Here is a 21,702-nt window from a genome sequence, read left to right on the forward strand (position 1 = left end):
CGGGCGCGGGCGTCGCCTAACTGCCTGCGCATGAACTCGACCAATGAAATTCGCCGTTCCTTTCTCGATTACTTCGGATCGACTGGCCATGCGGTAGTTCCTTCGGCGCCGCTTGTTCCGTACAACGACCCGACACTGATGTTCGTGAATGCGGGCATGGTTCCGTTCAAGAACGTCTTCACCGGGTTGGAAACGCCGCCCGCGCCGCGCGCCACCAGTTCGCAGAAATGCGTCCGCGCCGGGGGCAAGCACAACGATTTGGACAATGTCGGCTACACCGCCCGGCACCATACTTTCTTCGAAATGCTGGGGAATTTCTCCTTCGGCGATTATTTCAAGGAACAGGCGATTCTGCATGCCTGGACTTTGCTGACGAAGGAGTGGGGGCTGCCGGCGGACAAGCTGCTCGCCACCGTCTATCACACCGATGACGAAGCGTTCGAATTGTGGAAGACGATCGCCGGGCTTCCCGAAGACCGCATCATCCGTATCGCCACGAAGGACAACTTCTGGGCGATGGGCGACGATGGTCCGTGCGGCCCGTGCTCGGAAATCTTCTACGATCACGGCGAATCGATCCCCGGCGGCCCTCCCGGTTCGCCGGACGAGGATGGCGACCGCTTCATCGAGATCTGGAATCTCGTGTTCATGCAGCACGAGCAGACCGGGGGCGAAATCACCGGCGATCTGCCCAAGCCCAGCATCGACACCGGCATGGGGCTCGAACGCCTCGCCGCGGTGATGCAGGGTGTGCATGACAATTACGATACGGATACCTTCAAGGCGCTGATCGCGGCGTCCGAAGGGCTGACCGGGGTGCGCGCCGAAGGCGACCGCATGGCCAGCCACCGGGTGATCGCCGATCACTTGCGCTCCACCAGTTTCCTGATCGCCGATGGCGTGCTGCCGTCGAACGAAGGGCGCGGCTATGTGCTGCGCCGGATCATGCGCCGCGCCATGCGCCACGCGCACCTGCTGGGCGCGAAGGAACCGCTGATGCACCGCCTGGTGCCGTCGCTGGTGGCCGAAATGGGCCAGGCGTTTCCCGAACTGGGCCGCGCGCAGGCGCTCGTTTCCGAAGTTCTCGAACGGGAGGAAACCCGTTTCCGCCAGACGCTCGACAAGGGGCTCAGGCTGCTGGACGAGGCGACGCTCGATCTCGGCACGGGCGACAGCCTGCCGGGCGACACCGCGTTCAAGCTCTACGACACGTTCGGCTTCCCTTACGATCTGACCGAGGATGCCCTGCGCGCGCGCGGGATTGGCGTCGATCGCGAAGGGTTCGATGCCGCGATGGCGCAGCAGAAGGCGGCGGCGCGCGCCGCGTGGAAAGGCTCGGGCGCGGCGGCCGATGGCGAACTGTGGTTCGATATCGCCGAACGCGAAGGGGCGACGGAGTTCACCGGCTACACGGCCACCAGCGGCGAAGGGCAGGTCGTGGCGATCGTGGTCGATGGCGCGGAAACCGATCATGCCGTGGCCGGGGCGGACGTTATCGTGCTGACCAACCAGACGCCGTTCTACGGCGAAAGCGGCGGGCAGGCGGGCGATACCGGAATCATCACCGGGGCGAACGGCCTCGAAATCGTGATCGCGGACACGACCAAGCCGCTCGGCCGGCTGCATGCGCATCAGGGGCAGATCGTCAGCGGCCGTGTCGATGTGGGCGATCCGGTGCATATGGTGGTGGACGTGGTGCGGCGCGATGCGATCCGCGCCAACCACTCGGCCACGCACCTGCTGCATGCCGCGCTGCGCAATCGCCTGGGCGAACATGTGACGCAGAAGGGCTCGCTGGTCGCGGATGACCGGCTGCGGTTCGACTTCGCGCATCCCAAGCCGCTGAGCCCGGAAGACATCGCCGCCATCGAAGCGGATGTGAACGCCGAAATCCGGCATAACGAGCCGGTCACCACCCGCCTGATGAGCCCGGAAGACGCCATCGAAGCGGGCGCCATGGCGCTGTTCGGGGAAAAGTACGGCGAGGAAGTCCGTGTCCTTTCGATGGGGCAGGGCAACTGGAACGGCAGCGGGCGCAACTATTCGGTCGAACTGTGCGGCGGCACCCATGTCCGCGCCACGGGCGATATCGGCGTGTTCCGCATCGTGTCGGAAAGCGCGGTTTCCTCGGGCGTGCGCCGCATCGAAGCCTTGACGGGCGAAGCCGCGCGGCAATGGCTGGTCGGACGGGAAGACACGCTCAAGGCCGTGGCCGGGGCGATCAAGGCCGCGCCCGACGAAGTGCTGGGCCGCGTGCAGACTCTGGTGGACGAACGCAAACGCCTCGAACGCGAACTGGCCGACGCCCGCAAGCAGCTTGCCCTGTCCGGCGGGGGCAGCGGCGGCACGGCCGCGCCGCAGGCGGATGAGCAGATCAACGGCGTGACGTTCACCGGCCAGGTGATCGATGGGCTGGACGCCAAGGAACTGCGCGGCCTGCTCGACGAAGCGAAGAAGCGGATCGGTTCGGGCGTGGCCGCCATCGCGGCGGTGAACGATGGCCGCGCGGCTTTCGCCGTGGCGGTGACGGACGATCTGACCGGGCGGTTCAGCGCGGTCGATCTGGTGCGCGCGGGCGTGGAAGCGCTGGGCGGCAAGGGCGGCGGCGGCCGTCCCGACATGGCCCAGGGCGGCGGCCCGGATGCGGCGAAGGCGGCCGAAGCGGTCGCCGCGGTCAAGGCCGCGCTGGCGGGCTGATCGCGGATGGCGTTCACCACGATCATTTCGGCAAGGGATTTGCACGATCTGATCGTGGCGGGCGAACCGCTGCTCCTGCTCGATTGCGAATTCGATCTGGGCGATCCCGCGAAGGGGCGGGATACCTATACGCAGGGGCATATCCCGGGCGCGCGCTATATCCATCTGGATGACGATCTTTCCGGCCAGCCGGACGGCGCGAACGGGCGCCATCCGCTGCCGGATCCCGGCGTGTTCGCCGGGCGCTTGCGCGCGCTGGGTTTGAAACGCGGCCAGCAGGTGATCGCTTATGACGGGAACGGCGGGCATTTTGCCGCGCGCCTGTGGTGGATGCTGCGCTGGCTGGGGCACGATGCGGTGGCGGTGCTCGATGGCGGGCGGCAGGCATGGCTGGCCGCAGGGTTCGCGCTGGAAAGCGGCACGCCCGCACCCGCCGAACCGGGCGATTTCGAGCCCGCACCCTCGCTTGCCGGGGGCGTGGTGAGCGCGGACGAGGTGCTGGCCAATATCGATGGCGGCGATCTGGTGGTGATCGATGCCCGCGATCCGGCGCGCTTTCGCGGCGAACCGCACTCGCTGGACAGCGCATCGGGCCATATTCCCGGCGCGCGCAACCGCTTCCTGCGCGACAATTTCAAGCCCGACGGCACGTTCAAAAGCGCGGCGGAACTGGCGGAGGCGTTCGGCGCCGTTCTGGCGGGCACGCCGGCGGAGAAGGCGGTGATGCAATGCGGTTCGGGCGTGACGGCCTGTTCCAACGCCCTGGCGATGGAGATCGCCGGGCTCAAAGGCGCAAAGCTCTATCCCGGATCGTGGAGCGAGTGGACCGCTGACCCCTCCCGCCCGATCACCACGGGCGGCTGAACCTCATTCGCCATTGTCTTTTGTTTGCCGTGATTTCCGAGCCAGCAGGTGATTCCACCTGCTTCGAAATCACTCCAGCGAACTGGTGCGCAGCTTGGGCTTATGGTCCAGTGCGCCTTCTTCCATGATCCGTGCGCGGAATTCATCGCGCTTTTCATGGATGGAGGCAATCACCGGGCCGACCCCGACCCCCAGATCGACCAGCACCGATTCCGAAAGCTGGAGCGAGCTTTCCAGCGTTTCGGGCACGGCATGCGTCGCCCCGCTGCGATAGAGGCGGGCGGCATGGCTCCAGTCGCGGGCGCGGGCGATGATCGGCAGATCGGGGCGTAGCGCGCGCAGTTTGCGGGTGAGGCTCTGCGTCAGCACGGGCTGGTCCATGGTGATGACCACGGCGGGCGCGGTCGCCAGCCCGAGCCGGTCCAGCGCATCGCGCCGCCCGGCATTGCCGAACCGGGCATTGTAGCCATCGCGCCGGGCGGACATGATCAGATCGGCATCGGCATCGATCCCGACATAGGCCTTGCCATGCACGGTCAGCATATCGGCGACGATGCGGCCCACCCGGCCGAAGCCGATGATAATGACGCGCGGTTCGGCGCCGTCGCCCCCCGTGTCCGCTTGCGGCGGGAAAGGTTCGACCCGCCGTGCGACAGCCCGGCCCACCGCCGCCAGCAGCGGTGTGACCGTCAGCCCGATCGCGGTGACGATCTGCCAGAACAGCGCCGTGCCGGGCTGGATCAGCAGCGCCTGCGTGGCGGCGGTGAGCACGATCAGCGTGGTTTCCGAAGGGCTGGCCATCAGAATGCCGGTTTCGGTGGCGGTGCTGCGCCGCGCGCCCATCATGCGCAGCAGCAGGCCGGTGACCACGGCCTTGAGCACCAGCACACCGACCACCCCGGCGAGAATCGACCAGAGGTTGTTCCAGATCGTCGCCAGATCGAGCCCCATGCCCACGGTGATGAGAAACACCCCGAGCGCCAGGCCCTTGAACGGTTCGGTGATCGCTTCGACTTCGGCGTTGTATTCGGTTTCCGCGATCAGCAGCCCGGCCACCAGCGCGCCGACGATGGGCGACAGGCCCGCCGCCGCCGTGGCCAGACTGGCGCCGATCACCACCAGCAGGCTGGCGGAGAGGAACAGTTCGGGGCTCTTGGTGCGCGCGGCCTGAGTGAACAGCCGGGGCAGGGCGAAGCGGCCGATCACCAGCATGGCGATCACCACCAGCCCGCCGATCCAGATGGTCTGGAACATGTCGCCCATGCCTTCGCTCTGCGCGTAGGGGGCCATGGCGCCGAGGAGGAAGATGATCGGCACGATGGCGATATCTTCGAACAGCAGCATCGACAGCGCCGCCCGGCCGACCGCCGTCCGCGTACCGGAAATGGGCAGGACCAGCGCGGTGGACGACAGGGCAAGAGCAAGGCCCAGCGCAAGCGCGCCGGTCCAGTATTGCCCGAGCATCGTCAGGCCCAGGGCGAGCAATCCGGCGGCCACTGTCAGTTCCAGCGCGCCGAGCCCGAACACCAGCCTGCGCATCGCCCATAGCCGGTTGAACGACAGTTCGAGGCCGATAGTGAACAGCAGCAGGATGATGCCGAATTCGGCGAAGGGTTCCAGCCCTTCGGGATCGGTGATCGTGAAATGGGTCAGCCATGGATAGTCTGCGACCATCCGCCCGAGCCCGTAGGGCCCCACCGCCAGACCGACCATGAGAAAACCGATGATCGGGGTGATGCGAAAGCGCGCGAAAATCGGGATGACCAGCCCCGCCGCCCCCAGAATGACCAACGCATCGGAGAGCATGGTGGAGGGGGACATTTCGGCGGACATGCTGCCGGAGTAACCGGCACGGCCCCGCTTGTCACGCGGGCGTTATGCGACGGGCCAGCGGTGTTTCAGCCCCCGCCGGCGGTGTGGGGGCCAATGGCCGGATGACCGTGGGTTTCCTCGTCGCCGCTGCGCGCGGGCGTGTCGTTCCATTCGATCCGGTAGAGATCGAACCGCCGGTCGTTGAGATTCTGCACCGTGCCTTCGGCGCGCGCCCATGACAGGTCGGCGAGATTCACGTCGCTGATCGTCAGCGTCTCGACATTCTCGCTCGCTTCGGCGGCCACCCCGTCACGCGCGAAGGGGAAATCGCAAGGGGTGAGAATGCAGCTCTGCGCATACTGGATATCCATGTTGCCGACATTGGGCAGATTGCCGACGTTGCCCGACAGCACGACGAAGCACTGGTTTTCGATGGCGCGGGCCTGCGCGCAATAGCGCACGCGCATGTAGCCCTGGCGGCTGTCGGTGCAGAAGGGCACGAAAATGATCCGTGCGCCTTCGTCCACCAGACGGCGGGCCAGTTCGGGGAATTCGGAATCGTAGCAGATGAGCACCCCGATCGGGCCGCAATCGGTGGGAATCGAATCGATCGAATCACCGCCCTTGATGTTCCACCAATAGGCTTCGTTGGGCGTGGGGTGGATCTTTTCCTGCTCGTGCACCGATCCGTCGCGCAGGCAGATATAGGCGACGTTGTGGATGTCGCCGTCTTCCTTCTGCGTCGGATGCGATCCGCCGATGATGTTGATGTTGTACTGCAGCGCCATTTCCGACAGCGCCTTGCGGATGCGCGGGGTGTAGCGGGAAAGCGCCTCGATCGCTTCAAGCGGGGTGAGCTCCTTTTCCTCGAACGACAGCAGCATCAGGGTGAACATCTCGGGAAAAACGATGAAGTCTGCCTCATAATCGGCTGCAACATCGATGAAATATTCGATCTGCCCGATGAACTCCTCGAAATCTTTCACCGCGCGGGCCTGAAGCTGGCAGGTGGCGATGCGCACGCTTTCGACATCGCGCGGCAGGCGGAATTTGGTCGGCTGGTCGCGGTCGACGAACGGATTGCGCCACACCATATGCGCGGCATAGGCGCGCGATTTCTTGTCTTCCGGCAGGTAGTTCTTGAGGATGCCGATCGGTTCGAAGCCGTTGGCGAGTTGGAAACGCAGCACGGGATCGTGGATTTTCCCGTCCTGCACTTTGGCCAGATAATCCTCTGGCCCGTCGATCTTGCGCCACAGCCGCTGGAGATTGGGCATGCGCCCGCCGAACACGATGCCCGACAGGTCGAGCCGTTCGGCCAGCGCCCGGCGTTCTTCATAAAGCCGCCGCCCGATGCGCGTGCCGCGCACTTTGGGATCGACGCACATTTCGTAGCCATAAAGCCAGTCGCCGGTGGGATCGTGGCGGCTGCCGTATCCGTTGCCGGTGATCGCATCCCACGTGTGCGGTTTCAGTGCGACATCGCCATCGATCCGCATTGAAGCGCAATAGCCGACCAGCTTGCCATCCATCTTGGCGACGAAGCAGCCTTCGGGGAAATTGTTCAACTGCCCGCGGATTTCGCTCATCCGGTAGGCGGGCAATTCGTCATAGACGCGGCGAACCAGTGCCGAAATCGCCCTGGCATCTTCGGGGCGGGCCTGGCGGACTTCCAGGCGGGCCTTGGCGCGGGCTTCCGTGGCGGCGCGGGCTTCTGTCATTTTGGGGCTGTGCTCCGGATACGAAAAACCCTCCCGTCGGGGGAGGGTTAGCGAGAACGGGGCATGCTGGGCAAGCCCCGTTCGCGATGCGGGCATGAACCAGTCATGCCCGCATGCCGTATGTCCGAAGGAATCAGGCCCAGCCGGCCATTTCCGTTTCGAGGTTCTGCACGATCGCCTCGAAGAACTGTTCGGTCGTCATCCATGCCTGATCGGGGCCGATCAGCAGCGCCAGATCCTTGGTCATCTTGCCGCTTTCGACGGTTTCGATGCAGATGCGTTCGAGCGTTTCGGCGAAGCGCACCACGTCGGGCGTATTGTCGAACTTGCCGCGATACATCAGGCCGCGCGTCCACGCGAAGATCGATGCGATCGGATTGGTCGAGGTCGCCTTGCCCTGCTGGTGCTGGCGATAGTGGCGGGTGACGGTGCCGTGCGCCGCTTCCGCTTCCACGGTCTTGCCGTCCGGCGTCATCAGGACCGAAGTCATCAGGCCCAGCGAACCGAAGCCCTGCGCAACCGTATCGGACTGCACGTCGCCGTCGTAGTTCTTGCAGGCCCAGACGAACTTGCCGCTCCACTTGAGAGCCGAAGCCACCATGTCGTCGATCAGGCGATGTTCGTAAACGATGCCCTTTTCGGCGAACTTTTCCTTGAAGCCTTCGGTGTCGAACACTTCCTGGAACAGATCCTTGAAGCGGCCGTCATAGGCCTTCATGATCGTGTTCTTGGTCGAGAGGTACACCGGCCAGCCGAGGTTGTAGCCGTAGTTGAAGCTGGCGCGGGCGAAATCGCGGATCGAATCGTCGAGGTTGTACATCGCCATGGCGACGCCGCTGGACGGGAAGTTGAACACTTCCAGATCGAGGTTTTCGCCGTTGTCGCCTTCGAACACCAGGCGCAGCTTGCCGGGGCCGGGGATCAGCGTGTCGGTGGCGCGGTACTGGTCACCGAAAGCGTGACGGCCGACGACGATCGGATCGGTCCAGCCGGGCACCAGCCGCGGCACGTTCTGGATCACGATCGGTTCGCGGAACACCACGCCGCCCAGGATGTTGCGGATCGTGCCGTTGGGCGACTTCCACATCTTCTTGAGGCTGAATTCTTCGACGCGCGCTTCATCGGGGGTGATGGTGGCGCATTTGACGCCCACGCCGTACTGCTTGATCGCGTTGGCGGCGTCGACGGTGATCTGGTCGTCGGTTTCGTCGCGCTTCTCGACCGAGAGATCGTAGTACTTCAGATCGATGTCCAGATAAGGCAGGATCAGCCGTTCGCGGATCCACTGCCAGATAATCCGGGTCATTTCGTCGCCGTCGAGTTCGACGACGGGGTTAGCAACCTTGATCTTTGCCATGTTTGTCCTGTCGCTCCTGGGGAAGTGTGCGCGCCTCTTAGCAGCTAGCGGCGCTGGCGCAAGGCGCGGTTTTCCGCGTTCGCTTCTCGGGCGGCGCGCGGCGGCAGGGTGGCTTCAAGCCGGATGCGGGCCGGGCTTGCGGCAGCGCGCGGGCGAGCCCCGATGCAGGGGCGGCGTGCGGTGCTTCACCCGAAAACGCAGGCGGGGTGAGACGAACGCAGCCTTATCGCGGGCATGAAAAACCCGCCGTATCCGTTTGGAAAGGCGGGCTTTTCGAATGGTGGGCGTAGCAAGGATTGAACTTGCGACCCCTACGATGTCAACGCAGGGCATTGTGGCGACAATGGCTCAAATCCACGAGTCGCGCGCAAGTCGGTTTCGGAACAATAACGGAACAAACCCACTTTTTGCGCTAACTTCACGCAAAACTCACGCAAGAAGCTGGGGGCCCATATGAACCTCCGACCCCTCATTAAAGAACTGCGCGATCAGAGTGCGCACATGGCGGCCGGCGCCATTGCCGTAGTACCCCTGGCTGTGCTCGGCGTCGGGCCGTTCACATTGGCCTGGATTACGTTCTGCATGGGAATGGTCCGGGAGGTAGGAGAGGAAGGCAAGCCTGTTACCCTGGCCAAGATTTGGAAGGCGCTGGGGTCGAAACGCGACCTCACGTTCTGGACGATCGTCGGGTTTGCTGTGGGGGCATTCTCATTGACGTAGGCAGTGTTCAGAATAACGGTGAACAGTAACTTCAAACTGAATGCGTAAGTGAATTAAATGTGCGGAAGTAAAAAAGCGGTTTCACAGCGCTTATACTTTTGCATTTGCACAGGTAGGACCCGCGTTTTTCTACGAATTACTTGCATTTTTTATTTGCACTTCGCTCGGCATTATGTATTTTCATCATATCGCAAACGCGATGACGGATTGCCCGCACGTCACATCGAACAGGGCGTTTGAATGATGAAAGGCTGACCGGGGCTAGGTGAACAGTGGCCCGGCCCCGGTCAGAAAACCAAATGGCACAATTCCTTGTCCCGATATTCTTCGCATTCGCAGGCAGTGTTGCCGTGGCCAGCTTGGCCCATGATCTCTGCCAAGCGGTGCGCGCATATCCGCTAATCTCGCATCAACTCGCCGCATGGGAGGCTTGAGCAATGACTGCACTCGAATTTTGGATCGGTACGGCCACAGACGCCAACGGCGATATGCAGTGGTCGGATATCATCTGGTGCGATGGCCTCCATGCGGCAGGCGCGCTTGAAACGGCCCGAAGCTATGCCGATGCCGATGATGCGCCGAGCGGCTGCACTATAGCGGTGCACGGCCCTTATGTGACCAATCGTGCTGCGGAGGGCGTAATATGAACGCCTATAACCCCATTGCCACCTTGCAGCGCCTAGAGGCTTCCGGCTTCAAGCGAGCGCAGGCTGAGACATTGGCCGACGAACTGCACAGTGCTACAACGCAGCTTGTGACGAAGGACGAGCTAACCAAGGCGCTAGACGCACAGGCAAACCGCCTGACGCTGCGCATTTGCTCGGTCATGGGCCTGATGCTGGCCGCAGCCGTCACGATCTCCAAAGTCTTCGCATAAGCCGAAACTAGGCGCCGAGCGCGCCTAGTCGCCATGCACTGCCCGCGCATGGCCTGATGATGGCAGGGCATACAAGGATTCTTACCATGGCCACGTTCAACAAAGACGAACGCAATGCAATCAACGCTGCCTTTGACGCAATCGAATATCTGTGCGGCTCGACCAATTGGAGTGATCCCGCAACGCTTCGCGAGGCGCTGAAGCTGGAGCGCCGGGAAACGCAGGATACGACGATAGCAAAAGCCATGATTTGCAAGGCATGGCTTGAAGGCGCAGACCATCCGCACAAGCCTGCCAGCGCATTCCATTGGGTGCGCCCCGGCTATCTAAAAGCTCAACTGCTTGGTGTTGGCCATGCCGTGCAACGTGCTGATAGCGCCTACACTGGCCCGATGGTCTCAAAGGCGCGCGATCTTTGCCCGGCAGCGATCGAGGCAATCGACGCGCAAACCGCGCGGAACATCTGCGCTTCATAACCCTACCATAGCAAACAGGCGAAACGCGGCCCTTTCCCTGTTTAGGGTCGCGTCCGGCGGAACTGCCCAGGCCGCCGCTGATGAGCCGGGCACAGGAAAGGCGCACAGCCATGTCATACAACTGGACTGAAACCGATGGCGAGATCGCCACGCTAGCGCTCACAGCAGACGCGCTTGAAATTGCGGGATGCAGGGACCTTGGCGACTTTACCGAGCGCTGCGACGGCGAACGTGCCGATATGTTCAGCGTGTACTTTCACTTCACGCCCATAAGCCCGAACGACCTGCAAGGCGCGGTATGCATTGCGGATCGGGACACGCTGGACGAGGCGCGGGCCTTAGCGCGTGAATTGGCCGAGCGCCACGAATTGCCGGTGCATGATTTTGCAAGGGCAGGGGCATGACCGCCGCCCGCAAGAGCTTACCGCAATGGCGAATCACGCAAGACGGGGCGCGGGCGCTGCTTCGCGCCGCCGACTATGCCGGGGCGATAGCGCGCGGCGCAGCCATCGGCTTTCTCAAGCCGGATAGCATTTGTCTGATCGAAGATGCGCAAGCCGCACGGCGCAAAGCGATAGCGGCGCACCGTACCCTATCCCTGTCTACGGGCGGCACCCCTACCAGTGGAGAGGCCGCATGAACGCCCAGCTATGTCAACTGGCGCAGGATTGGCGGGGTGACTTACCTGCCGGCGGCGCCATGATCGAGCCCAAGATAGACGGCTGGCGCGCGCTCTACTTCCGCGGGATCGATGGCCAGCCCCGGCTGTGGACGCGTGGCGGCCACCCTATCGAGGGTGTGGGGCATATCCTCCACCGCTGCCGCCTGATGGAAAGCATGGCAGGGCATCCGCTCTTTATCGACGGGGAGTTTCAAGTCGACGGCTCACTAGCCGCCACAAAGGCATGGTGCGAGCGTGGATGGCGATTCGGCGGAGAGGCAGGGCTGTTTCACATGTTCGACGTGATGCCGCACAGCGAATGGATCGCGGGCGGCACGGATCGCCCCTTGCATGAGCGTAAGGCTATGCTGGCCGATCTGGCGCGTCAGGTGGAGGAAGACCCTAGCCTATCGTGGGAATGGCGGCCCGGTAGCCACGGCAGGGATGGAGAGGCCTCGCCGCTTATCATCATGCCCGATAGCTGGGCATTTGATGCTGGCGACGTGCTGGACGCTGCAAATCGCATCTGGGCGGCCGGGGGTGAAGGATGCATGATCAAGGACGCCGATTCGCCCTACCAGCGGAATCGGTGCGGCTCGTGGAGGAAGGTGAAGGCCGAGAATCAGCACAAGTGGCAAACGTTGCGGAATAATCAAACTGTGGAAGGTCGATATTATGGCTGATCGCATTGCTCAAATATTGGAGCAGCACATCAAGGTCCTCATGAAAAAATTGGATTTGATCGCTCACGGTGTTGAATTTGAGGATACCGCCGAAGAGATCGCACTTCAGCTAGCGAACATCCAAGGGCAGTTGGCCCGGCATGTCGAACGCAACCCTCGGAAGGCTTGACCCTACCACCGCTTAAGGGCCTGCCCACCCCCTACCAGTGGAAAGCACGGGCACAGGAAGGAACACGAATGACCGAAGAAATCTCCCGCCGCGCCTATTACCTTGAGGAAGGGCCTGAGGCGCTTGGCGATATTATCGATCTTGTTCGGCAGGGCGGTGACTATCGAGCCGAAGCGATGAAGATCCTGCACGACACGAAGGCGAAGCTGACGCGCGCGGCCCAGAAGGCTGGGGCACTTTCGGAGGACGAGAAGGCCAAGCGCGCCGAGGGACGGGCTGACGATAAGATCGCCGCGGCGCTGGCCAAACTGGAATCCACGCTGGAGAAGTCGGCGCCGGTGGCCCGTGAAGAATGCATTTCCGCGCTGGCAGACTGCGAACGCGCGCTCTTTCGGGCCGCGAAACGGGCAGAGGACATGCAAGACCGATACGAGCGCGTGGAAATCTCGCAGACGCACGGGCCGAAGCTGGAATTCACCGGGGTGCTGCTGTGCGAGACCGAATATGAGACGCGCGGTCGCGATAGGCTGAGCGTGCGGCTGGAAATCTGGCAAACGCAGGGCGGCGCGTTGATTGCCGCGCGCTATGCCGAACCGGCGGCGCGGGATGGCTTTGAAACCATCGATACCGCTGTTGTCGCGCCGCAAGAAGATGCCCAAGCGATGCGCTTTGCCGTGATGGATCATTTCCGCTGGGACATGAACGCCCGGACTATGGTCGGCAAGAAGCTTAAATGGACGCTGCGGCAGGAGGTGGCGTGATGGGTCTTAACGCCTGCAATTTCGGCTGGGCGGAATGGACGTTGCTGGCTGTGCTTTTCACATCAGTGCAAATGTTGTTGCTGAGCGCTGTGCTTGTCGCCTGGCGCTTTTTCAGTCCGCTGACGGAGCAGGGGGAGGGGCGATGAGCGCTGACACCCCCATCGATCGCGCCGTGCGCGCTTTCCTCAGGCACATGGGCATTCCGCCCGATGAGCTTGTCCCGATGGTCGGCGGTCGCCCTATACCGGCTGAGCAGGCCTACCAGTTGCCTATTCGCGCCGCATTGGAGGCGCTTCGAGGGCCGAGCGATGCGATGGTTGAAGCCGCAAAGCCCGAGGTCCTGATCGACGAGGACGATGGATTTCGCGATATGGAAAAGAGGGCAGCGGCGGTCGGCGTGTGGGAAGCCATGATCGACGCCGCGCTGGAGGAAGATCCAGCCAGCGATTGAAACTGTCGGAACTGAAAGCGAGAGCGTTCCGGATCAAGAACCAATCAAATACCGTGAATGGCAGATTTCAGACGTTTCTTGCATCTGCGACTAGCCGTCCCCGCGTTCGGATCAAGAATTTTCGGACCCCTACCAGCGTAAACGCCCACCAGCAAAACGGGGACGACGCCATGCCCTGCCGCCGCCCCCGTTCTCTCCGGCGCATGGAGAGGCATTCCACGCCGGGAAGGTTAACGCCACAATAGGCTTCGCTCGATTTCGGCTACTAGGGCGGGCGTTCCCCATTCCGCTGTCGGATGCGAATTGTCGGCTCGCACCATCGGAACAGCCGAACCGTCCGCATACTCAACTGGAGTAACCCCAAAAACTGCTTGCAAATCGACAAAGGCTGCTTGCTTGCCCATTGCGATTGTCCGAACGGCAGAAGCGTAATCAGCGCCAGCGCGAGTAGGCATCCGCGGTGGTGTGAGCAGCATCAATCCCACTCCATCAATCGCCCCCAGAATATTGTCAGCTATCGTCCCCATCTGTGTGGCGAAGATCGCCGGCGGCACTGTCGCGGCGTCATCATTGACGCCCAAAAGGTGTGTGTGCAAATCGACAGGGCCCAGCTGCGCATAGCCATCCTGCCAGACCCCGCTGCTCATCGAAGCCTGCCAGTCACTTGCTTTCGATCCCGATGATCCGAGCTTGTGAACCACGATGCCATCCCCCGCGCTCTGGAAATCTACCCCGCATAAGATGACCGAACCAGACACCACTTCAATTTCAAGATTGTCCGTGTTTGCCGCTGCGGAAACGAGCGTTCCCGTGGGAAACGCGGTCAGGCTTAGAAATTGTTGTGTCCCGGCAGTGCCTTGCACATTGGTATTGCTCGACCAGGCCCCGCCGTTCCAGCGCCAGCGGATCACACCGTCAGCGGTCCCCGTGAAATGCAGCTTCACGTCGCTCAGTGGTGGCCGCGATGCCCCGGCGTTATTCCGGATCTGATAGATCGATCCGGCTGCGGAACTGCGCGCATCGCTAATATTTGGGCTGGTGGAACCGGCGTGATAATTGCTTGTCCAGGTCCCGGCGCGCGTCGCGTAGTAAAGCCCTTCGGCATCGCCCGCCACGGTGTTCGCCGCCGCCCCGGTGAAGCCCATCCCGAACCAGCCTACGCCGCCATCGCCCAGCAGCGCTTTCAGCCGTTTGGTCAGCGGGCCGATCATGTATTCGCTAAGCGTCGACCAGCTATCCCCGCCCATTGCCATTACAATACGCGCGGATTGAGCGGGCACCATCATTCGCAGTGATGCCTTGGCACGAAACTTCCGCAAACGGCCAAGATTGGCATAATCAATGTGCGGCGCGGCTTCGGTTCCAAGGTCTACCGTTAACGCTTCGCTCGGAGCATAGACAGGAATCTCTCGCGGATTGTTCAACAGCAGATGTGTGAACCCAATCCCGATATGCGCAACGGATTTCGACCAGGAACCGCTCACAGGGTTGGTGCTTGAATGGTAGTACGATTCGCCCAGGCTATTTGAGAGCGTCGCGAGAGGCGGGCCAAATGCGGCGGGGGCGCCGCTAGCAGTCAGTGCGTAGGCGGCGAGCAGATATTTCCCACCCGAGAACGCGGCGTTGGTCAGAGTCACGACTGCGCCGCTAACAGGATCTCGCAAGATGATCTCAACACCAGTCTGCATGTCCAATGTGTCGTTGATCTCGATTGAGCCTACAGCGACCACAGGTGCACTTGCCAGATGGGGGCTCGATCCTGTTCGAACTACGGCGTGAATAGTCTTCCATCTGCCGCTTTCCCCGAGGCGATCTGTCATTTCCACGCGGATGGCATTGAAGGCGATTCCTGCGGGCGCACAAAGCTCTGCCCAGCCCATAAAGGGGAGTTGCTTGAGCGAGGTAGTCGAAGAAAGGCTTGGATTCGCTCCTTCCAGCGTGATTGTCTCGGAATCTGCTGCAACTGATTGAAACGTGTCGAATCCATAAGCCACTGGCCCCGCAATCTCTTCCACTGCGGATAGCTTGAGGTTTTGATACTCATCGTCGCTGAATGTGGGCCAGGCGGGTCCCGTCGCCGCATTGCCCTTGTACCCCCAGAATGCTTCGACATTGATCTGAGGCGCTGCCGAATTGCTGTAGGGGTAAAGGGCAATGTTTGTCGTCCCAGCGGGTATTACGAATGTAGCGGTCATTCGCAAAGGTTCAGCAGACGTTACAGAGGATGCGCTGCCACCATCAGTGAGGAACTGCTTTTGGGTGTCGATCAGCGTATTTCCGTTGCGCGGTCGGCATGCGCAACTCGCGGCCGCACCGTTTCCAGTCACCAGCACGCGCAATGTAATCAGATCGCCAGGCGCCGCCCCCAGTTCATCCAGATAGATAACAGGTCCACCAATTCCACTGATGCCCTGGACATTTCGGAGAAGGGCGTTTCCGTCGAAGATTGTTCCCGGAACAAGGCTGACTGCCGCTGCGCTACCCCAATATCGATCACGGCCCGCAGCGAGAGCACCAGGCGGAAGAAAGCGAAAGAACGGGTCTGGCCACGCGTTTATCTTTCCCGCGACCATCGAGTGGTCGTAAAGCTCTGTGAAATTGCTATTGGTTTTGACGAACGCATCGCGCAGCGGATCACCGGTCCCATCATCCGGAACCGTGCCCACGTTGATAATCTGCCTTGCCATTTAATCTACCTTCTGTCCGAAGTTTGCTGAGTGCTGTCGGTGGTGCGCTCTGCGCTGTCAGCGGTTGGGCCTCTTGGAGGGACAACACCGGGGGCCCAGCGTCGGAAATACGGGCTGCGCGCGAAATAGTCGGCCATGCCGATCTCCAATCAGATGAATGAGATGATCTTGAATTCCTGCTCCAGCGTGCGGGGCTTGCGCACGCCGGCAGCGGCGACCGGTTTTTCCAGCACGCCCATGAACGTGCGCGCCTGCCGGTAGGGGGAAGGCTCCGGATCGAAGCAGCAATAGATCACGCCGCGCTTGCCAAGGGCTTCGGTCAGCGGCCGGAACTTGGTCTCGTACTCGGCTTCGGTCTGCCAGCTCAGTGTGAACGAAACGGTGCGCCAAATGAGGCCTGGCGTTTCATCGCCCACGCCCCACGGGGTGAATTCGATATCGCCCAGGTCGTTCGGGGCATACTCGTAATCGAGATTGTAATAGCGGCTCGGTTCGATCTTTTCGCCGAGCACCAGCCCCGCAGCTTCGAAGTCGCCGGTGTGCCCGGTGATGTCGATCCGCCACCAAACTGCGTTCACCACATTTGGCAATTCAAGATGCGAGCAATAGAGGCCGTTTGCGGTTGCGCTGGCAGGAACGATGAATGGTTGATCTGCGCTGTCATAGACCGCCGGGCCGCCATCAACGGCTCCTTCAGACATGCCCAGCCGCAGGCGGATATGGGTTCCCTCCACCGCATTGGCCGCGATCATGGCGCAGAAGTCCACGGGCTGGACGTAGCCGAAGTTGCCCTTTGCCCAGACGTTGCCGTTGCCGTCCGTGCGCCAGGTCAGGCCCGGGTCGCGGTTGCGGTTGAGATGCTGGACGCCGTGCCCGCCGCGCGCGTTGCCGCAGATGACTGTGCCGAGATCCAGCGGGCGGACGAAGATTGGCTTGCGAATGGCTGCCATCGTTACCCCCACACCGTGCAACCGGCTTTGTTGCCGGCAAGGTCGATGGAGAAGTCGCAAACGAGGCCGGGCCGGTTCACACCGCGCAACGGATCGATGTAGCGGGCGATCGGGATGGTCCCGGATGCACTCAGCTCCAGCAATTCCTTGACGCCGGCCACCTGCACCGTGAAGCGTCGGCGCTCTTTCGACAGCAGCGCCTGACGGGCGTCGGCAACCTTCTGGGCGTCAGCGGTATTTTCGAAGAACGTCTCAATCGGATCTTCGCTTTCGCGGGCGAGATCGCCGTAGCGATCCTTCACCGTTCCGCTCGATGCGACGACGCGGCGCCACTCTTCCATCACGAACCCGATCTGGGCGGGGGTAGCAACCATGGGCATGGTCTCCTTGCGTTTGTTCCATTTTCGTTCTCATGCTGATGGCATGAGTCGCTATGTCGATGATCTTCGAGTCCCGACCTGCGTTTTCGAGGCGGCCGCCTGGCAGGAGACGGTCAAAATCACCTGTCCTCACGGGCATTCGGTGGTGCACGATGCGCATGGCCTGTGGTGGTGGTGCTACCGCCGCCGGGTCAGCGACAATTTCCTTGATCTGTGCCGCACGCTTGCATGCAGCCAGTGCAAGGATGCGGGGAAGGGCGTCGTGCGCCCGGCCTCCGTTGCCAGGTCGCGGGAAAAGCCAACTGCCGAATTGCCGCTGCCGCCCGAGCGGGAGTGGAAACGTGCCCTGCGCCGTATCCGGTCCTGATTGACAGGCCGCCGCGATCGCGACAGCCTCGCACGATGTGCAATCTCTACCGTCTCGATCCGAGCCAGAAGATTTTCGATTTCACCCCGGCGGACATCCAGCAATTCAATGTGCCGGTCGATGTCTATCCGACCTATCCCGGGCTGGTGGTGGAAGGCCGCAAATTGAAGCGCATGACGTGGGGCATTCCCATGCACTTCAAAGGCAAGGCCAAGCCCGCACCGGTCAACAACGCGCGCGGCGATCGCCTGCGCACCCTATGGCGCGTCCCGTTCGAACGCCGCCGGCTGCTCATCCCTGTGAGCCAATGGGCCGAAGCACAGGGCGAGAAGGGGCGGATGACCAAAACATGGTGCAGCGTGCCCGGGCAGGCGCCGTTCATGGTCGCCGGGATCTGGAATCCCAGCGTGGAATGGGGCGACAGCTATTCGATGGTCATGACCGACAGCAGCCCGCAGATTGCGCATATCCATGATCGGATGCCGGTGATCCTTGCCCCTGAGCATTACGCGCAGTGGACCGAGGGCACGCCCGAGGAAGCTTTCGCACTGGTGCGGCCATGGGACGGGCCGATTGCCGTCGATGCTACCGCCGAACTCTGGTCAGCGCGGCGCAAACCGGCAGTCTGACGCCAGGCCAACCTGTTCGGGCGTCAAGCCGAACTCGAACACCGGATCGATCGGATCGGTCGCGATGTGCTTATAGTCGGCCTCCATCCGCTTCATCGCCGCCCGGTCCTTCGCCTGCCGGTAGAAGTCCATGTATCCCCAATAGGTGTTCAGGCGCACCCGCACCGCATGCAGGGCGATATCCGGCCGCTCGAATCCTTCCTCGGCCAGGATGCGCATTTGCTCATCCTCGTCCCCGGTCGCCGCGACACGCTCAACCTGCGCCAAGGTCAGCTTGACGGCATTCAGCGTGTGGTACGCGCGTACCCGGTCGGCCATCGGGGCATGGTCTTCCGGCATTGTGAAGGGGGCAGGGGTGTCAGGCATATCCGCTCTCGCGACTCGATTTCGCGCTAAGCCTACACTAGAACATTTGCGGAACAAAGTGCTTGACCCGACTCGGTGGCGGGGAGCATCCGCGTCCCATGGTTCGCCGACAAGTACCCCGCAAGAAGCTCGATGAACGCGCCTTCCCGATCCGGGTGAAGGTGCTGCAGCAGGCCATCGGTCAGGACTGGCTGCGCCAGGATCGTGTACGCACATGGTTGCGGGAGAATATTGGCCCGGGCGAGTATGCCGATTATTGTGTGGTCGATAACCAGCCGGACGTGGAAGCGTTCTACTTCCGCTCGCTGGATGCAGCGCAGCGCTTTCTCGCTGCATTCCCGGACTGTGAGCTTGCCGACACCACGCACCGGCTTCAACACCTGCAAGAGGCGAAGCGGTGGGCGGCGGCAGAGCTCAAGCCCGAGATGCCCCACGATTTCCGCAGAGCGGAGCGTGAGGCCAGAGAAGCGCGCGCCGCCGCCGAAGCGGGTAGCGATGGCCCGGCCGATTAACGGTTCGGATCAACCGCCCGCTGCTTTTCCACCCAGGTAATCAGACCATCCAACTGGATCGCCTGTTCTGTCGCGATCAGTCGCCGGTCGAGAGAAAGTCCAGCACCGCCGGACGCTTCATCAGTTCTGCCGGTGGTTGCGGCAAGCCCGGGCACTGGCTCGCCTGCGGGCGCACCGGCAGAACTGCCTCCCCCCGAAAGTCCTGCTTGCCCGCGCAGGCGCCGGGCAGCAGTGCGAGCATCGGCAAGGCGGCGCGCATAATCGCGGCGTATTTCATCGGTGATTTCCTCTTGCTGGGCCGTCACGCGGGCGAGCCGTTCGGATTCCATCCGTTCGGCGTCCGCCTGCGCATCGGCATAGGCTTCCTTCGTTGCGGCATGTTTGGCGGCCTCGGCATCGCGCTGAGCGCGGACTTGATCCAGATCGATGCGCAGCACAGCCAGTTCCTGCTTGAACCCCCGCATGATGCAGGCGGGCTTCTCGCCGGGCGCGGTGTTCGCGCACCATATCCCCTCGATCCGCACAGTCTGGATCGACAGGCCGACAAGGAACAGGACAGCCAGGCCGCCGAATATCTTGCTGGTGAGGGCGGTGAAGGGGTTCATTTCAGCACCCTCAAGCCGCCGATACATACACGGCGTTCGCGCTCGCGGCGCGCCACCAGACCTTTGACGACACGCCCACCGGCCTTGTTCCACCAGGTCAGCGCTTCGCAGCCGCTGTCATAGGCTCCCGCGTTGAAGCGGCTCGCGCCCGTCGATCCGCAGTAGCGCCGCACGCCCACGTTGTAGGCAAGCGACACAGCGGCAAAGCGCGGCCCTTCGCGGCGGCGCTCGATCGTGGGATTACTGGAAAGCGCCAGTCCCGGGGTGCATTTCATCACGCCTTGCGCATGTGCGATCAGCTCTTCTTCGAGCATAGCCGCGCATTGGGCTTCGGTGAATTGCTGGCCCGCCTTGATGGGCTTGCCGCGATAGGTGGTGATGCCGTCGCAGGCCGTCGCAACGCCGACGATATCGAGATACGCGCGCAGATACTGCTTGCCGCTGATATGGCGAACCTGCAGCGTGCCGTCTCGGCCAACGCTCGCTTCCACCTTCCGGCCGGATTCCTCCGTTGGGATGAACTGGCCCAGCGCCGCAGCAACGCCAGCGCCGACGATCACCGCCAGCGTAACCTTGCCCGGCTTACGTTCGGCTGTGGGGGCGAGGGGTTCGATCGGCGGCGGGCTGACCGGTTCGGCGCGGCCGTCCGGGCGGCGGGTGAAATAATCAAGCAGTCCCATTGCGGCTATCCTCCCGTTTCGCATCCAGTTTGGGCTGGCGGACAAGGCGGCTGAGCATCGCCAGCGCGAAGAACAGCGCGCCCACGGCCAGTTCGATATGGTCGGGCAGGGCGGCGCGCACGGCGGGCGGCATCATGTTGACCACGGCCAGAACCAGCGTGGGGTCGAACCACAGCAGGCCGATGACAAACAGGCCCACGCCGTTCACGCGCACGCTCCACATCCGCCACCAGTGGCGGACATCATCAATCCAGATTTTCATGAAGTTACCCCTTGGGGTTGAAGAAGAACTGCGCGAACTCGCGCCAGAAAACGAAGAAAGCGGCGAGCGCGGCGGCGAGCGCGCCACCCCATTTGATCAGGCTGACGATCCGGTTGAACAGCCAGCCGAACACGCGGCCCATGAACTTGGCCACGCGCCCCGCGCGCTTGGCCACGGCCATCAGTTCGACCAATTCGCGCGTGGCCGCGACGTTTTCGGCAAGCGTGGACAGGGTGCCCGCGCGCTGGGCTGCATCGGCCCTTATCGCCTCCAATTCGGCCTTGATCTCCGCGAACTCGCCCGAGCCATCGCGCAGCCGATCCTCCACCTTGTCGAGCCGGTCGGCGATTTCCTCATGCGTGACGGGGCGCCGTGCCGCCGGGCCGGTCATACGATGGCCGCCGCTTCGATAAACAGGGCATCGATCGTATCGTCATTCAGTTCGAGCACGGCCCCAATAGCTGCGATCAAAGGATGGTCGCGGCGAAACTCCGCCGCGTATTCCCATTCGATCCGCGCTTCTTCGCCTTGCTGTCCCGGCATCGCGGCGAGCGCCGTTTCGACGGCAGGCAGATAACCATGGCGCGAAAGCACGATCCGCGCCTGCCGCGCAGTTATCGCGGCAGGAACGAGCGCTTTTTTCTCTGCGGAGGTCATCGGGCGAATGGTCCATTTGTACTGCCAGCCCCCCCCGACATTCTCCACGCCATCACGCTCTGCAACTTCGTCCGGGCCGAGAGCGGGTGGTGCGGTTGGCTCGACCAACATCACGCCGTGATCTGAAGGGTTGAATGGCAGTGGGAAACCCACGTGGTTGTCGATTTCCACCTCGACCACTTCATCGCGATAAACCGTCTCCTTGATCAGGTTTCCTTCTTCGTCCTCACGCTCGACGATGTGAGGACGGGAAACGGTCTGGGGCACCATGACGGTGGCAGGCTGGGCCGCGATCCATTCGGCTTCGATCTGTTCGCGCGTGATAGGCTCGCCCGTGGCGATTTTCACAAGTTCCATC

General features: G+C 62.5%; 28 protein-coding genes. 16 read left to right on the forward strand and 12 right to left on the reverse strand.

Annotated elements, in window-relative coordinates; all coding sequences use genetic code 11:
• The first annotated feature begins 30 nt into the window (after positions 1 to 30).
• Positions 31 to 2,697 carry an alanine--tRNA ligase gene (alaS, locus tag K5X80_RS08490; protein WP_222557316.1) on the forward strand — a complete coding sequence of 889 codons (2,667 nt, stop codon included), beginning with the start codon at positions 31 to 33 and terminating at the stop codon, positions 2,695 to 2,697.
• A 6-nt stretch (positions 2,698 to 2,703) separates the two neighbouring features.
• Positions 2,704 to 3,561: a sulfurtransferase gene (locus K5X80_RS08495; protein ID WP_222557317.1), complete on the forward strand. Its 858-nt coding sequence runs from the start codon at positions 2,704 to 2,706 to the stop codon at positions 3,559 to 3,561.
• Between the two features lie 69 nt (positions 3,562 to 3,630).
• On the opposite strand, the gene K5X80_RS08500 is transcribed toward K5X80_RS08495, so the two are convergent.
• The 3 genes from K5X80_RS08500 to K5X80_RS08510 form a co-directional block, all read right to left on the reverse strand.
• Complete coding sequence (locus tag K5X80_RS08500) at positions 3,631 to 5,394, reverse strand: cation:proton antiporter domain-containing protein (RefSeq protein ID WP_222557318.1); 1,764 nt, start codon at positions 5,392 to 5,394, stop codon at positions 3,631 to 3,633.
• A gap of 65 nt (positions 5,395 to 5,459) precedes the next feature.
• Positions 5,460 to 7,094 carry a bifunctional GNAT family N-acetyltransferase/carbon-nitrogen hydrolase family protein gene (locus K5X80_RS08505; protein WP_222557319.1) on the reverse strand — a complete coding sequence of 545 codons (1,635 nt, stop codon included), beginning with the start codon at positions 7,092 to 7,094 and terminating at the stop codon, positions 5,460 to 5,462.
• Between the two features lie 133 nt (positions 7,095 to 7,227).
• Positions 7,228 to 8,451, reverse strand: coding sequence for an NADP-dependent isocitrate dehydrogenase (locus K5X80_RS08510; RefSeq protein ID WP_222557320.1), 1,224 nt, complete (start codon positions 8,449 to 8,451; stop codon positions 7,228 to 7,230).
• Between the two features lie 453 nt (positions 8,452 to 8,904).
• Here K5X80_RS08510 and K5X80_RS08515 point away from each other — a divergent pair, with 453 nt between their 5' ends.
• The 11 genes from K5X80_RS08515 (at position 8,905) to K5X80_RS08565 (ending at position 13,249) form a co-directional block, all read left to right on the forward strand.
• A complete protein-coding gene (locus K5X80_RS08515) occupies positions 8,905 to 9,171 on the forward strand; it encodes a hypothetical protein (protein ID WP_222557321.1) in 267 nt (88 codons plus the stop codon).
• Positions 9,172 to 9,608: 437 nt separating this feature from the next.
• Entirely contained in the window at positions 9,609 to 9,818 is a 210-nt protein-coding gene (locus tag K5X80_RS08520; RefSeq protein WP_222557322.1) for a hypothetical protein, read from the forward strand.
• Positions 9,815 to 10,048 (forward strand): CCDC90 family protein, encoded by a 234-nt coding sequence (locus tag K5X80_RS08525; RefSeq protein WP_222557323.1) that lies wholly within the window; start codon positions 9,815 to 9,817, stop codon positions 10,046 to 10,048. The genes K5X80_RS08520 and K5X80_RS08525 overlap by 4 nt, the downstream gene beginning before the upstream one ends.
• An 86-nt stretch (positions 10,049 to 10,134) precedes the next feature.
• Entirely contained in the window at positions 10,135 to 10,524 is a 390-nt protein-coding gene (locus K5X80_RS08530) for a hypothetical protein (protein ID WP_222557324.1), read from the forward strand.
• Between the two features lie 110 nt (positions 10,525 to 10,634).
• A complete protein-coding gene (locus K5X80_RS08535) occupies positions 10,635 to 10,928 on the forward strand; it encodes a hypothetical protein (RefSeq protein WP_222557325.1) in 294 nt (97 codons plus the stop codon).
• Positions 10,925 to 11,164 carry a hypothetical protein gene (locus K5X80_RS08540; protein WP_222557326.1) on the forward strand — a complete coding sequence of 80 codons (240 nt, stop codon included), beginning with the start codon at positions 10,925 to 10,927 and terminating at the stop codon, positions 11,162 to 11,164. The genes K5X80_RS08535 and K5X80_RS08540 overlap by 4 nt, the downstream gene beginning before the upstream one ends.
• Complete coding sequence (locus K5X80_RS08545) at positions 11,161 to 11,868, forward strand: ATP-dependent DNA ligase (RefSeq protein WP_222557327.1); 708 nt, start codon at positions 11,161 to 11,163, stop codon at positions 11,866 to 11,868. Before K5X80_RS08540 ends, K5X80_RS08545 begins: the two co-directional genes overlap by 4 nt.
• Positions 11,861 to 12,037 carry a hypothetical protein gene (locus K5X80_RS08550; RefSeq protein ID WP_222557328.1) on the forward strand — a complete coding sequence of 59 codons (177 nt, stop codon included), beginning with the start codon at positions 11,861 to 11,863 and terminating at the stop codon, positions 12,035 to 12,037. Before K5X80_RS08545 ends, K5X80_RS08550 begins: the two co-directional genes overlap by 8 nt.
• Positions 12,038 to 12,213: 176 nt before the next feature.
• Positions 12,214 to 12,798 (forward strand): hypothetical protein, encoded by a 585-nt coding sequence (locus K5X80_RS08555; protein WP_222557329.1) that lies wholly within the window; start codon positions 12,214 to 12,216, stop codon positions 12,796 to 12,798.
• Positions 12,798 to 12,944, forward strand: a complete 147-nt coding sequence (locus K5X80_RS08560; RefSeq protein ID WP_222557330.1) for a hypothetical protein — start codon at positions 12,798 to 12,800, stop codon at positions 12,942 to 12,944. Before K5X80_RS08555 ends, K5X80_RS08560 begins: the two co-directional genes overlap by 1 nt.
• Positions 12,941 to 13,249, forward strand: a complete 309-nt coding sequence (locus tag K5X80_RS08565; RefSeq protein WP_222557331.1) for a hypothetical protein — start codon at positions 12,941 to 12,943, stop codon at positions 13,247 to 13,249. Before K5X80_RS08560 ends, K5X80_RS08565 begins: the two co-directional genes overlap by 4 nt.
• Before the next feature lie 230 nt (positions 13,250 to 13,479).
• Here K5X80_RS08565 and K5X80_RS08570 read toward each other — a convergent pair whose 3' ends face one another.
• From K5X80_RS08570 to K5X80_RS08580, 3 genes are all read right to left on the reverse strand, one after another.
• Positions 13,480 to 15,936: an SGNH/GDSL hydrolase family protein gene (locus K5X80_RS08570; RefSeq protein WP_222557332.1), complete on the reverse strand. Its 2,457-nt coding sequence runs from the start codon at positions 15,934 to 15,936 to the stop codon at positions 13,480 to 13,482.
• 149 nt (positions 15,937 to 16,085) lie between these two features.
• Positions 16,086 to 16,886 carry a hypothetical protein gene (locus K5X80_RS08575; protein ID WP_222557333.1) on the reverse strand — a complete coding sequence of 267 codons (801 nt, stop codon included), beginning with the start codon at positions 16,884 to 16,886 and terminating at the stop codon, positions 16,086 to 16,088.
• 2 nt (positions 16,887 to 16,888) lie between these two features.
• Positions 16,889 to 17,260, reverse strand: coding sequence for a hypothetical protein (locus K5X80_RS08580; protein ID WP_222557334.1), 372 nt, complete (start codon positions 17,258 to 17,260; stop codon positions 16,889 to 16,891).
• Between K5X80_RS08580 and K5X80_RS08585 the strand changes: the two genes are divergently transcribed.
• Together K5X80_RS08585 and K5X80_RS08590 are read left to right on the forward strand one after the other, a co-directional pair.
• Positions 17,259 to 17,633: a hypothetical protein gene (locus K5X80_RS08585; protein ID WP_222557335.1), complete on the forward strand. Its 375-nt coding sequence runs from the start codon at positions 17,259 to 17,261 to the stop codon at positions 17,631 to 17,633. The two genes, K5X80_RS08580 and K5X80_RS08585, sit on opposite strands and share 2 nt — an antisense overlap.
• Positions 17,634 to 17,668: 35 nt before the next feature.
• The gene (locus tag K5X80_RS08590) at positions 17,669 to 18,262 is read left to right on the forward strand and encodes an SOS response-associated peptidase (protein WP_222557336.1); all 594 of its coding nucleotides are present in this window, start codon (positions 17,669 to 17,671) and stop codon (positions 18,260 to 18,262) included.
• Here the strand turns inward: K5X80_RS08590 and K5X80_RS08595 are convergent.
• Positions 18,236 to 18,601: a hypothetical protein gene (locus K5X80_RS08595; protein WP_222557337.1), complete on the reverse strand. Its 366-nt coding sequence runs from the start codon at positions 18,599 to 18,601 to the stop codon at positions 18,236 to 18,238. The genes K5X80_RS08590 and K5X80_RS08595 overlap by 27 nt on opposite strands.
• Before the next feature lie 125 nt (positions 18,602 to 18,726).
• Here K5X80_RS08595 and K5X80_RS08600 point away from each other — a divergent pair, with 125 nt between their 5' ends.
• A complete protein-coding gene (locus K5X80_RS08600; protein WP_222557338.1) occupies positions 18,727 to 19,140 on the forward strand; it encodes a hypothetical protein in 414 nt (137 codons plus the stop codon).
• On the opposite strand, the gene K5X80_RS08605 is transcribed toward K5X80_RS08600, so the two are convergent.
• From K5X80_RS08605 to K5X80_RS08625, 5 genes are read right to left on the reverse strand one after another with little or no spacing between them, the layout of a single operon-like run.
• Positions 19,137 to 19,745, reverse strand: coding sequence for a hypothetical protein (locus tag K5X80_RS08605; protein ID WP_222557339.1), 609 nt, complete (start codon positions 19,743 to 19,745; stop codon positions 19,137 to 19,139). The two genes, K5X80_RS08600 and K5X80_RS08605, sit on opposite strands and share 4 nt — an antisense overlap.
• A complete protein-coding gene (locus tag K5X80_RS08610; protein WP_222557340.1) occupies positions 19,742 to 20,425 on the reverse strand; it encodes a lysozyme in 684 nt (227 codons plus the stop codon). Before K5X80_RS08610 ends, K5X80_RS08605 begins: the two co-directional genes overlap by 4 nt.
• Entirely contained in the window at positions 20,412 to 20,687 is a 276-nt protein-coding gene (locus tag K5X80_RS08615) for a DUF7940 domain-containing protein (protein ID WP_222557341.1), read from the reverse strand. Before K5X80_RS08615 ends, K5X80_RS08610 begins: the two co-directional genes overlap by 14 nt.
• 4 nt (positions 20,688 to 20,691) lie before the next feature.
• Entirely contained in the window at positions 20,692 to 21,078 is a 387-nt protein-coding gene (locus K5X80_RS08620) for a hypothetical protein (protein WP_222557342.1), read from the reverse strand.
• Positions 21,075 to 21,701 (reverse strand): hypothetical protein, encoded by a 627-nt coding sequence (locus K5X80_RS08625; RefSeq protein ID WP_222557343.1) that lies wholly within the window; start codon positions 21,699 to 21,701, stop codon positions 21,075 to 21,077. The genes K5X80_RS08620 and K5X80_RS08625 overlap by 4 nt, the downstream gene beginning before the upstream one ends.
• Position 21,702: the final 1 nt, after the last annotated feature.

The organism is Caenibius sp. WL (assembly GCF_019803445.1).
Lineage (GTDB): Bacteria > Pseudomonadota > Alphaproteobacteria > Sphingomonadales > Sphingomonadaceae > Caenibius.